The sequence below is a fragment of the Candidatus Paceibacterota bacterium genome, assembly GCA_035530615.1.
Taxonomy (GTDB): Bacteria; Actinomycetota; Actinomycetes; order Nanopelagicales; family Nanopelagicaceae; genus QYPT01.
This window is the reverse complement of record DATKUL010000003.1, coordinates 363,253-375,259: the sequence shown is the minus strand read 5'-3', so window position 1 is coordinate 375,259 and position 12,007 is coordinate 363,253. Positions and strand designations below refer to the sequence as shown.

Below are 12,007 nucleotides of genomic sequence, written 5' to 3'. Positions count from 1 at the left end.
GAACTCTCTCCCTTAACCCGTATACCCATAAACGCCGCGAACCTGATCGCGAATGACATGGCCTGCATCCAACTCAATGACTCGTTTTCGCATCTGGTCGACAATCCCCGAATCGTGCGTAGCCATCACCACGGTCGTGCCCTCACGATTGATCCGATCCAGCAATTTCATAATTCCCACACTGGTTGCCGGGTCAAGGTTTCCGGTTGGCTCATCCGCAATCAGAATTGCGGGTCGGCTGACGTAGGCACGAGCAATCGCCACACGTTGCTGCTCGCCACCAGAGATTTCATTGGGGCGACGATCTCCTTTGTCCTCCAGGCCGACCAGTTCGAGAACTTCAGGGACCTCGCGCGCGATCTCCTTCTTGGAATAACCCAGGACGTGGAGGGTGAAAGCCACATTCTCAAAGATGGTTTTATTGGGAAGTAGGCGAAAATCCTGGAAAACGGTGCCCACCTGACGACGAAGTTCAGGAACCTTATGGTTGGAGAGAGTGCCGAGGTCTTTGCCGGCGACGTGGATGGTCCCAGTCGAGGGGCGGTCTTCGCGCAGAACCAAGCGAAGAAAGGTCGACTTGCCCGAGCCTGACAGGCCAACGAGAAAGACAAACTCGCCCTTAAGCACTTCGAGATTGACGCTATCCAGCGCCGCCTTCTCCTGACCAGGGTAAAGCTTGCTGACATTCTCAAACCGGATCACGGACACTCCAAATTAGTCGAGATGAACAATCCCCCTAGTTTAGGGATGGATTTTTGCCGATAACCCCAAAACGGGCATTTTCGCCCTGGTTTTCACATTCGGTGCCGAGATTCGTAGGTGGAAAGGGATCGATTATCAGGAAATGCTAAGGAGTCGTGCCATCCAGCCGATTTTGGACTAGCGCCTCATTCATCAAGAATGGCCACCGCAGACTGCCTTACTCCTCTTTTTGGATGGCCGTACTTCGACGCCAGCGGATTCCAGCTTCGATGAATTCATCAATCTCTCCATTGAGAACCGCGCCGGTATTTCCAGTCTCATAATCCGTGCGCAAATCTTTCACCATTTGATACGGGTGTAAAACATAGGAACGCATCTGGTTTCCCCACGAGCCCGAGTTGTCACCCTTGAGAGCATTCATCTTTGCCTGCTCTTCATGTCTGCGGCGTTCTAACAATTTAGATTGAAGAACCGCCATTGCGGTTGCCTTGTTCTGAATTTGCGAACGCTCGTTCTGACAAGAAACCACAATTCCGCTAGCCATGTGGGTAATACGAACCGCGGAGTCGGTGGTGTTTACGCCCTGACCACCGGGACCCGATGAGCGATACACATCGACGCGGATATCTTTCTCATCAATTTCAATGTGGTCGCTCTGTTCGACAACCGGAACAACTTCGACTCCAGCGAAGGAGGTATGCCGACGGCTCTGGCTATCAAACGGCGATATGCGAACGAGACGATGGGTCCCTTGTTCAACCGAAAGTGTGCCGTACGCGTACGGAGTACTCACCCGGAAAGTTGTTGACTTGATTCCTGCTTCTTCAGCGTAGGAAGTTTCGAGTACGTCGACCTTGTAGTTATGGCGCTCGCAGTAGCGCAGGTACATGCGCATCAAATTCTCTGCCCAGTCCGCAGCTTCAACCCCGCCGGCCTCGGAACGAATCGTGATGAGTGCGTCGCGTTCGTCATACTCGCCATTGAGTAGAGTCTGAACTTCCAATTCGCCAATTGCCTTCTTGGCGGAATCCAGTTCACGCTCGGCATCTTTTAGTGCAGATTCGTCCGACTCAGCTTGAGCCAATTCGATCAGAATCGGAAGATCCTCAACACGTTGGCGTAGATCTACCAGCCGCTTAATCTCGCTCTGCACACGGGAGAGTTTGCTGGTTACCTTCTGCGCACTCTCCGGGTCATCCCACAAATTGGGCACTCCAGCGGCCGCTTCTAACTTGGCGGCATCGTCGCGCAGTTTTGGGAGGTTGAGAACCTTCTCAATGGATACAAGAGTGGCGTCTATTTCAGTTATCTCAAGATCGTATTCGCGCGCGGCCACGGGGTAAGAGTACCCAGAATCAGATTTCCCTGTCCTACTGGCTTCTATTGCTCTGCGCAGCGACGGTGGCGTGAATTTCAACGTTTGACAAGGCTGATCCGGGTAGTCGAAATGGAAGAGTCGCTATAGCTGATGTCGTGAGGAGAATGCGATTGCTTTCGCAGGAAAATCCAACGATCTCCACTCGACGCAACTCCTCCCTCCTTAATTGCGAAGGAGTAGAAATCCATTCACCCAATTCATCTCTTACTCCAGAAAGGGCGCTGGCACAATCGATCGGAATCGTTGTCGCCTCTGTGCCCTGATAGTACGCACCGAGATCTAATTGATGCGTGGCTCGCATCGCAGCGGCCTCGGTCACGTGTACCAAAGACCGCTTGGCGACGATTATCGATGCTATATCCGTAATGAGAAAGAGGGTTGACACCGTCACAAGGAAAAGACCTATTGTGAGAATTGAAATTGAGCCCTTTTCTTTTGGTTGCCATTTTACTGCCATGGGGAGACATATTCCTGGGCAGAGACGCGCACGTGACGGTGAGACTTTGATAAATCGAACTCTAAGTCGCTGCGCACTCTACTTCCGGGTGCGAGACATGGTGAAGAGGAACACAAAAACGTGATCTTAATACTGGCAATCTCGTTATCGCTAAATCCAAGTCTTTTTGCTCCATAATGTAAAACTAAACTGGAATTCGCTTGCGCCTCACTCAAACTCTCACTCGAAACATAAGCCCGAACTACCTCTCGAACGAGTGACCTCGCATTCGTCTCGGCATTGCTCACCTCGGCAAATTGCGAAAGGTAGATAATTATCGGCAAGAAGAGTGGGATGGCAAGAATGACAAATTCCACCGCCGCGCTCCCCGATTGCAAGTGATTCCGAAACCCCAATTTGGCCAGGAATAGAGTTCGTGCGCGATTACGGATCACGGATTCTCTTCCATGACGGCTATCCCGACAGCATCCGTTGAATAGGAATCCGAGTTTGAAACCAAGGGAAAGTTCCCACTAAATCCGAGCAACGGACGGCGACGGTGTGAAATCACCATGCGTAGACTTTTGCTTGAACTACTTGTACCTAAAATCACAACTTCATCGCTGGGGCTAAGCAAACCGGTTATTGCGCGAACCGAAGCTTCACTCTGTGCAAAAGCGGCATCAATATTTCTGAAGTTGACGGCTGCGACGAGTTCCATGGTGATAAGAAAGAGCAGAACCAGGGGGATCATGACCAGAGAGCTCTCCACCACCCCTCTCTCGTCATGCACCAATCTTTTAGCGAATGCCATTCATTGCATCCAGTGAATTCCGAAGGATGGCACTCAACCTTGGGGCCGCTATCGTCCAAATCGCGGTAACTAAACCTGTCGTCATTAGAACAACCAGAACCCAGCCAGGAACGTCTCCCCTTTCGGATCTGATGGCCTCCTCAGTGATGTGCCAATTCCTCACTCGATTGAGTTCTCGTTTATGACAAATGGCATTGCCAATTAAATTCAAATTTCGTCTTACCCGCAGGAAAATCGTAATGAAATTTCTTCCAACTGTGAAAATTGCTATCTCCGCCTTCATTCTAAAAAATTTACCCATTTTCATTCTCTTCCTAGTGAATGTGCGTAGATGGTCTACGTCGTAAGGAGCATTGTTGACAAAAAATATTGGCGAGAAATTGTTAGCGAGCCAGGGTGTGCAAATCTCGATCAAGTTGGACTCTTGATCAAGTTGAACGTGGTCGTGTGAGGTTTGATCGCTTAAGAAGCGAAGAAGTTCAAGTGGGTGAGCGAGGGCCAGAGTGCGAAAAGCACAGAGACGGGAAGAATTAGAAAAACAACAGGAACCATCATTGAGATTTCTGCTTTCCCGGCCTTATCCATGAGGATATTTCTCTGATTTTGTCTGGCTTCCGCCGCATGACGTTGTAGCACGTCAACGAGCGGGGCGCCGCGGAGCATTGCTGTAATAAGCGCATCAACGAATCGTCGGATCAAGACTGAATCGATGCGGCGACCCATGGCATCCAGGGCCACGTGAAAGGGAGACCCTTGCTTCACGGAATCGACAACGCTGCTGAATTCACGTCCCAGCGCACTCGAGGAGTGCGTCGATAACCGCGCCATTGCTGAAAGTGGTGTCTCCCCAGCCGAAAGCGAGAGAGTCAGCATTTCTATGAGAGCGGCGAATTCATTTTCGACCGACAATCGATAATGGACCACTTCTACGCTCAAGTGCCTATCAACAAGTACGCCAACTCCCAGGAAAATTGCGGACGAAATTACAAGTGTGACAAAAGTAGAACTCGCTAAGAAGGAGAACACAACGGCGCCAAGGCATGCACTCGCGCTCGCGATCGTGAACTGCCTACTTCTAAATTCCGCATATTGATTCCCTCTGCCAATCTTCTCCAGTCTCTCCTGAATACGCGTTCTATCCGGGAGTCGTGCCAATCGGCTCTCCGCTCCATCTAAAAATGGACTAGTACTGAATCGCGATGACTGATTCTCTAAAAGCAAAAGGAGAACACCAATAAAACCGAGGAGTGTGGGGATGACAACTTGATAACTTAAGAATGGCGGATTCATCTAAAGACCCTAGGTTGAGTCGGCAAACGTCCGAGTTTGGCCATCCACGCATAGGCAAGTCCGGTGAGAAGGAGGCCGAGTCCCAATATGAATACCCCGCCGGGCTCGGCGAAAGCTTCCGCGGTCCCTGGTTGGGACGAAAGCAGAAGAAGAAGTAACCATGGCGCGAACGCAGAAAGATGGGCTGAATTCTTTATCCATCCGTGCTTAATTTCGATCTCCTTACGCAGAACCAAATCTTGCCGCAGGAAATCTCCCAGAGTTCTAAATATTTGTAGTAGCTCGGATCCTCCCAATGATTTTGCAAGGAGGATGGCCTCCAATATTTGATCGCTGCCATGTGTATTTAGTCGCTTCTTCAAATTAACTATCGCTTGCACAAAATCTCCAGAATTAACGAGGTCGTTTCGAAATTCCTGAAAGTGCGGTCGAATAATCTCTGGACCGCGGGTGCTTAACCCCGCCAATGCCTCTGAGAGTGAAAGCCCAGAGTGAATTGCCGAGATCAAATGGTCGATCACTTCGGGCCACACTTTCAACATCTCAGCATCGGCGCGTCTGCTTCTGTTGCGTAGGTAGACCCAGGAAATCAGAATTGAGAAGATGGTAAAAGGCGTCGTTATGGGGATCGATTTAGTCCAAGCCAGAACAAAGATAGTAACGCTGCATCCAACAATTGATGAATAAATGAGTTTCTCCTGGTGCCTTCTCGCGATATTCGAAATTTCAGGTTTGGAAGTGCGCTCACGCCTGCCTACTGTCACGCGCTCAGATTTCGCTGCCAGAAGGCTCAGTCCAATGCCGCAGAATGTTGAACTGAGCAATGCAATGACGAGGGGATATGTACCGACTCTTAGTAAGGGCTCAATAAGATGAGTCAAAGAAATCATTAATGCTTCCAATCTGTAATTGGAATTCCAGCTTGCGCAAACTTCTCAGGGTGAGGAATTGCGCCTAAGCCTCGCTCGTATCTATCTCCATTCCAGATCCAAAGTGTCTCGACTTCAATGCGATCGTTCTCCATCCTTCCAGTGAGCGCAGATACTTCGACTATTCTTCGCTGTCCTTCGGAATCGAGTGCCACTTGAATAACCAAATCGAGTGCCGCTGCAACCGTCGGGCCAATGAACTTCTGCGAAATGTTCTCTCCTGCTAAAAGCGGCAGGGTCTGTAATTTTACAATTGCATCCCGAGTTGAATTCGCATGAATGGTTCCCATTCCAGGTAGCCCAGAATTCAGGGCAATCAGTAGATCAAGGGCCTCTGCCTCGCGCACTTCCCCGACAATGATCCGCGACGGCCTCATCCGCAATGATTCTTTAATAAGGCGACGCAAAACTATTTCGCCTTCGCCCTGTAGATTCGGACTGCGCGTTTGCAAGCTAATTACATCCGGTAAATTGGGTTTGAGTTCAAATACTTCCTCAATGGTGATGACACGTTCGTGCACCGGAATCGCAGATGCGAGCGCGTTAAGCAGCGTTGTCTTGCCGGCTTGCGTACCGCCACTAACGAGAATATTCACCCCCGCACGAACACATTGATTAAGAAGTAGTGCGATCTCCGACGACATGGCATCACGGGACGATAGATCTTTAAGTGAGAGATGCCGGAGAAGATGTTTACGAATATTGACTGCCCAATGCTCAGGAGTCACTTCAGGGATAACAACGTGCAACCGGCTTCCATCCGGCAGGCGTGCATCCACAAATGGATGAGAGAGATCGAGCCGCCTTCCACTCCACATCAAAGCCCGCTCGACGATGTTACGGACATCCTCACTTGAAAGAAGTAAATTGGTCAGTTCGTTCTTTCCATTTCGCGCGATGAAGATTCGCTCAGGTGAGTTGACCCATATCTCCTCGATTTCACTATCGTTCATAAACGGGGCAAGCGGACCGAATGTCATAGCAATATCTGGGGTGGGCATTTGCGGAGCCTAGGTCGGTTTTTTCGGTTGGCTAGACGGGAAGAGATAAACGGTGGATGAACGCGAAGTGTTCAATGACAGTGCCATTTAATGACTGTGCGATTAGAGAGGAATGTCAGCCGTGCGTACTTTCTGATCAAGGCGATTGAGAAATTCCAGTGCACTCTCACCAGCAATATGTGGGAGGTGCGAATTTTCAAGGGTCACCCGACACTGATAATCAGTTCCGGCGTGTTCAGCGAGGTCTCCAATCCACGCCACCGCGACGCGCTCAATGAGCGCCATAGCAACAGAGTCGCTACCGTGGAGCAGTACCAAAAATTCAAGACTTCCAATTCGCGAACACATATCCTCGGCTCTGGTGAGGCGACTGAGAGTATGGCTAAAACTCAGGACTTCAATGTCGAACTCACGCAAGCGTGGATCACCGGCTCCATGCACATCCGATCGAAGTGCGAACTTTGCGAGCGAAATTAGATCTCCGCTACGTCGCACTCGAGCAATTTCTCGTCGAAGTTCCTCGTAAAAAAGCCCGGGCGAGGCCAGGTGAGTGAGGGAGTCTCGCAGCCCATCATGTGAGCGCATCAACCGCTACCTCTATCTAGGTTGTTCGACCTTGCTATCGTTGCCACCATGAGCCCAGAGAATGCCAAGAAGTCGCGGCGGAGGGCTATCGTGGCAACCCTTCTGCGGATAGAAGCCGCGGTGGTGTTATCCCTAGGGATCTACCTGCTCGTGAAGAGTCTGATCTCATCGCCGGAAGCACCTGCCGCCCTTATCGGCGAACTCCTTTTTGCCCTCCTCGGGGGCGTAGGTCTGGCGGCGGCGGCGCGCGGGTTCAAGACGGGAAGGAACTACGGCCGATCCCCCGCCATTCTGGCCAACCTGATTGCCCTGGGAGTCTCGACCTTCCAGATGCAGGCCCACCTCTGGGCCCTTGCCATCCCATTAGCCCTCACTGCTCTCGTCACCTTGTTCCTGGCCCTCTCCATCACACCTGAGTAGGTCGGCGAGCGCGCTGTGCTCCACATCGCTCCTCGCGTATCACAATCTGGAATTAGTCCGGAAACATAGAGTCGGTAGGCTATGTCCGCTTTGAAATTGTTCTTCCAGATCATCAATGATTGTTAACGAGTAAGGAGAGCGCCAGTGTCGGCATCTGACCCATTGGATCCCACGCCTGGCAGTTCGTCATTCGCCCAGAGATTTGGCGAGGAGATCGCCGAACAATTCGGGGCCAACGAATGGCTCGTTGATGAGATGTACCAGCAGTATTTGGAGGATCCAACTTCAGTAGATCCAACGTGGGCAACTCTCTTCGCAAAGGTTTCACCGGCCGATACACAAATCTCCCCACCGTCTGCCGCTGCGAATGCACAAGCGATCATTTCAAGTACCCAATCGGCGGGGCCAACACCTACAGCCCCGCGCACCAGCATTCCGCCAACTCCCAAGTCCGAATCAACTCCCGCAGTTCCAACGACGCCTTTCCCGCCGACACCTCTCGCGACTGCCGCTTCCGTTGAATATGCCCTAACACCAGCGCCGGAAGCGCCCGCCGCCTCTGTTGTACTGCCACCAATTGCGCCGGTCGCCCCACAACCTGTTCTTCGCGAAATCGATGCCACCACGCCGACTCCCGCGGATCCAATTGTCAAGCCAGTTCCTGTAGTAATGAAACCAGAAGCTGCGGCGATCGAGCCTTTGCGTGGGGTTGCGGGTCGAGTCGTGCAGAGCATGGAAGCCTCGCTGACTGTTCCGACTGCGACAAGCGTGCGCGCGGTTCCGGCCAAACTTCTCATTGATAACCGCATTGTCATTAACAACCATCTGAAGCGCACCCGCGGTGGCAAAGTCTCCTTCACCCATCTCATCGCCTACGCAATGATCAAGGCACTTCGCGCGATGCCGGAAATGAACTCTTTCTACACGCAATTAGATGGCAAGCCCGCTATCGGCCACCCAGAGCACATTAATTTGGGTATCGCCATCGACCTCACAAAGCCAGATGGAACTCGTCAGTTGCTCGTCCCCTCCATCAAAGGATGTGAAAATCTCGATTTCGCACAATTCTGGAATGCGTACGAAGCGACTGTGTCCAAAGCGCGCGGTGGAACATTGACGGTCGAGGATTACGCCGGCACTACTGTCTCTCTCACCAACCCCGGCGGAATCGGAACCGTCCACTCCGTGCCACGTCTGGTTGCGGGTCAAGCCATGATTCTCGGTGTCGGTGCACTTGATTACCCAACCGAATTCCAAGGCGCCAGCGAAGAAACCTTGGCCCGTCTAGCAATTAGCAAAGTCGTCACGCTCACCAGCACCTACGACCACCGCATTATTCAAGGCGCGCAATCGGGCGATTTCCTCCGTCGCATCCATGAGTTGCTCCTGGGTGAAGAAGGTTTCTACGACGAGATCTTCGCGGCACTTCGCATCCCATACGAGCCAATCCGTTGGGTCGTAGATATTGAATTCGCGCACGATGAAGAGATCAATAAGACCGCGCGCGTTCAACAACTCATTCATGCATACCGCACCAACGGTCACCTCATGGCAGATATCGATCCGTTGGAATACAAGCAGCGGTCGCACCCAGATCTTGATGTCGTGACGCACGGATTAACTCTCTGGGATCTAGATCGGGAATTCGCAACTGGCGGATTTGGCGGACAAGCGTTTATGAAACTCCGCAAGATTCTGGGAATCCTGCGTGACTCGTACTGCCGCGCAGTCGGTGTTGAATATATGTACATCGAAGATCCAATCGAGCGTCACTGGATTCAAGAGCGCGTCGAAATCGGGGCTACCAAGATGCCTCGCGAAGAACAGCTGCGAATCCTGCGCAAGCTCAATGGCGCCGAAGCATTTGAATCATTCCTCCAGACGAAGTACGTGGGTCAGAAGCGCTTCTCCCTGGAAGGTGGCGAGACTGTTATTCCACTTCTGGACGCGGTCATCTCCGCCGCGGCCGAATCGAACATGGAAGAAGTCTGTATCGGTATGTCACACCGGGGTCGCCTCAACGTCCTGGCAAATATTGCGGGCAAGTCTTACGGCCAGATCTTCCAAGAGTTCGAAGGTCACTACATCCTCAACTCAGTGCAGGGCACCGGCGATGTGAAGTATCACCTCGGAACCGAAGGCGTTTTCACTTCGGCCACTGGTGCAACTACCAAGATCTACCTCGCGGCAAACCCTTCACACCTGGAAGCCGTCAACCCAGTGCTAGAAGGCGTGGTCCGTGCCAAACAGGATCGCCTCAATATCAAGGGTTCCTTCTCAGTACTTCCGATCCTTGTCCATGGTGATGCGGCATTCTCAGGTCAAGGTGTTGTCTTTGAAACCCTCAACCTTTCGCAACTACGTGGATATCGCACGGGCGGAACAATCCATGTCGTCATCAACAACCAGGTTGGATTTACAACCGCGCCCTCTTCTTCGCGCTCTACCCGGTATGCGACCGACATTGCCAAGGGCATTCAAGCCCCCATCTTCCACGTCAATGGCGATGATCCAGAGTCCGTGGTCCGGGTAGCGCGTTTGGCTTTCGAATATCGCGAACAGTTCAACAAAGATGTTGTCATCGACATGATCTGCTACCGCCGTCGTGGACATAACGAAGGCGATGAGCCAAGTTTCACGCAGCCATTGATGTACAAACTCATTGGCGCAAAGCGCTCCACCCGTACCCTCTATACCGAAGCACTCATCGGCCGTGGAGACATCACACACGATGAAGCGCTGGAAGTCGCTCGTGACTATCAAGAGCAACTGGAAGCCGTCTTTGCGGCCGTTCACAATCTCAAACCCGATAGCGAAATTGGTTTTGCGGCCCCCGAACCTCCTGCCCCTCACGATGTTGATACAAGTATCACTGAGGCAACTGCCAACCGAATTGCGCAAACACAAGTCGCGATTCCAGAGGGATTTAACGTCCATCCAAAACTTATGCCGCAATTGAGCAAGCGCATTGAAATGCTCAAAGAAGGCACTATTGATTGGTCAATGGGCGAAACTCTGGCTTTTGGTTCGCTCCTGCTGGATGGAATGCCAATTCGTCTTGCTGGACAAGATTCCAGACGCGGAACATTTAGCAACCGTCACGCGGTCATAGTTGATAAAGAAAACGGCAACGAATGGACCCCATTGCGCGGCCTCATCTCCGATGAGAATCAATTCTTTGTCATCGACTCGCTTCTCTCTGAATATGCAGCAATGGGCTTTGAATATGGGTACTCCGTTGCTCGTAGTGAAGCCCTGGTCTTATGGGAAGGTCAGTTCGGCGACTTTGCCAATGGCGCACAGACGATCATCGATGAATTTATCTCTTCTTCATTGCAGAAATGGGGCGAGCGTTCCGGCTTGATCCTTCTCCTCCCACATGGTTACGAGGGTCAAGGTCCAGACCACTCATCTGCTCGCATAGAGCGCTTCCTTACCCTTTGTGCAGAGGCAAACATGACCGTCGCCCAGCCATCGACACCTGCTTCTTACTTCCATCTGCTGCGTTGGCACGCGATGAATCAAGCGCAACGTCCACTTATCGTCTTCACTCCAAAGTCGATGTTGCGGCTGCGCGCGGCCGCTTCCTCCCTTGCGGATTTCACCCAAGGACATTTCCAAACAGTAATTCCAGATAACTCAGTAACAAATGCAACTCGTGTCATCTTCTGTTCGGGACGGGTCTACTACGACTTAATCGCCGAACGTGCACAACTTGGAGAGGAGAGCACCGCGATTGTTCGCGTCGAACAGCTCTATCCACTTCCTGTTCAAGAACTCGCCGCCGAAGCCGCAAAGCATCCACGTGCCAACTTGCTCTGGGTACAGGATGAGCCAGCCAACCAGGGTCCATGGCCATTTATTTCACTTCACACTCTTGAAGTATTTGAGGATCGAACACTGCGCCGTGTTTCTCGCCGGGCGACGGCAAGTCCGGCAACCGGAAATCATTACGTCCACGACGAAGAGGCCAAGGCGCTGATGATCGAGGCGTTCAACCGCTAGCGCTTAAATTCTCCACTCCATTTACGACTTCTTCGGCCTTCGCGCGATTTGCGAAGTCGGGTAACCACACGGCCCACAATCTCCATCTCTGCAATCAGTCCCCATTCACGAGAATCGGTGCTGATGGATTTGTTGTCGCCTTCGACCCAGAAATTTCCGCCATCGACGCGTTCCAAACGCTTGATGAGGAAAACACCTGGTCGCTCTTCTCGCTCAACAACAATGACATCGCCGAGTTTGTAGGCACCTCCCCATGCGACCAGTAACCAGTCCCCAGAGCGGAAGGTAGGCTGCATCGAATCGCCAGAAACGGCCACCGTGCCGTACTTGCCAAAAAGTTTGGGGATGTCAGATTGGGTCATGAGGGGTAGTCTCACATCAGTAGAGTATTAATGCACATCGACTACTCAGGATTTTAACCCAGCAGTACCAAGAGTTCGCCAACGG

The 12,007-nt window shown here is 51.9% G+C and carries 12 protein-coding genes; 2 read left to right on the top strand and 10 right to left on the bottom strand.

Features of this window, described 5'->3' with window-relative positions; genetic code table 11:
• Positions 1-12: 12 nt before the first annotated feature.
• From ftsE to VMW30_10295, 9 genes are all read right to left on the bottom strand, one after another.
• A complete protein-coding gene (ftsE, locus tag VMW30_10335) occupies positions 13-702 on the bottom strand; it encodes a cell division ATP-binding protein FtsE (protein HUW88750.1) in 690 nt (229 codons plus the stop codon).
• 217 nt (positions 703-919) lie between these two features.
• A complete protein-coding gene (gene prfB, locus VMW30_10330) occupies positions 920-2,038 on the bottom strand; it encodes a peptide chain release factor 2 (protein ID HUW88749.1) in 1,119 nt (372 codons plus the stop codon).
• Positions 2,039-2,072: 34 nt separating this feature from the next.
• Positions 2,073-2,537, bottom strand: a complete 465-nt coding sequence (locus VMW30_10325) for a hypothetical protein (protein ID HUW88748.1) — start codon at positions 2,535-2,537, stop codon at positions 2,073-2,075.
• 430 nt (positions 2,538-2,967) lie between these two features.
• Positions 2,968-3,330, bottom strand: a complete 363-nt coding sequence (locus VMW30_10320) for a hypothetical protein (protein HUW88747.1) — start codon at positions 3,328-3,330, stop codon at positions 2,968-2,970.
• Positions 3,317-3,613 (bottom strand): hypothetical protein, encoded by a 297-nt coding sequence (locus VMW30_10315; GenBank protein HUW88746.1) that lies wholly within the window; start codon positions 3,611-3,613, stop codon positions 3,317-3,319. Before VMW30_10315 ends, VMW30_10320 begins: the two co-directional genes overlap by 14 nt.
• Positions 3,614-3,792: 179 nt before the next feature.
• A complete protein-coding gene (locus tag VMW30_10310; protein ID HUW88745.1) occupies positions 3,793-4,620 on the bottom strand; it encodes a type II secretion system F family protein in 828 nt (275 codons plus the stop codon).
• Positions 4,617-5,510 (bottom strand): type II secretion system protein F, encoded by an 894-nt coding sequence (locus VMW30_10305; protein HUW88744.1) that lies wholly within the window; start codon positions 5,508-5,510, stop codon positions 4,617-4,619. Before VMW30_10305 ends, VMW30_10310 begins: the two co-directional genes overlap by 4 nt.
• A complete protein-coding gene (locus VMW30_10300) occupies positions 5,510-6,550 on the bottom strand; it encodes an ATPase, T2SS/T4P/T4SS family (protein ID HUW88743.1) in 1,041 nt (346 codons plus the stop codon). Before VMW30_10300 ends, VMW30_10305 begins: the two co-directional genes overlap by 1 nt.
• Positions 6,551-6,652: 102 nt before the next feature.
• Complete coding sequence (locus VMW30_10295; GenBank protein HUW88742.1) at positions 6,653-7,135, bottom strand: diguanylate cyclase; 483 nt, start codon at positions 7,133-7,135, stop codon at positions 6,653-6,655.
• A 48-nt stretch (positions 7,136-7,183) separates the two neighbouring features.
• On the opposite strand from VMW30_10295, the gene VMW30_10290 reads away from it, so the two are divergent.
• Complete coding sequence (locus tag VMW30_10290) at positions 7,184-7,555, top strand: hypothetical protein (protein HUW88741.1); 372 nt, start codon at positions 7,184-7,186, stop codon at positions 7,553-7,555.
• Between the two features lie 213 nt (positions 7,556-7,768).
• Positions 7,769-11,560 (top strand): multifunctional oxoglutarate decarboxylase/oxoglutarate dehydrogenase thiamine pyrophosphate-binding subunit/dihydrolipoyllysine-residue succinyltransferase subunit, encoded by a 3,792-nt coding sequence (locus VMW30_10285; GenBank protein ID HUW88740.1) that lies wholly within the window; start codon positions 7,769-7,771, stop codon positions 11,558-11,560.
• Here the strand turns inward: VMW30_10285 and sodX are convergent.
• Positions 11,557-11,922, bottom strand: coding sequence for a nickel-type superoxide dismutase maturation protease (sodX, locus tag VMW30_10280; GenBank protein ID HUW88739.1), 366 nt, complete (start codon positions 11,920-11,922; stop codon positions 11,557-11,559). The genes VMW30_10285 and sodX overlap by 4 nt on opposite strands.
• Between the last annotated feature and the right edge of the window lie 85 nt (positions 11,923-12,007).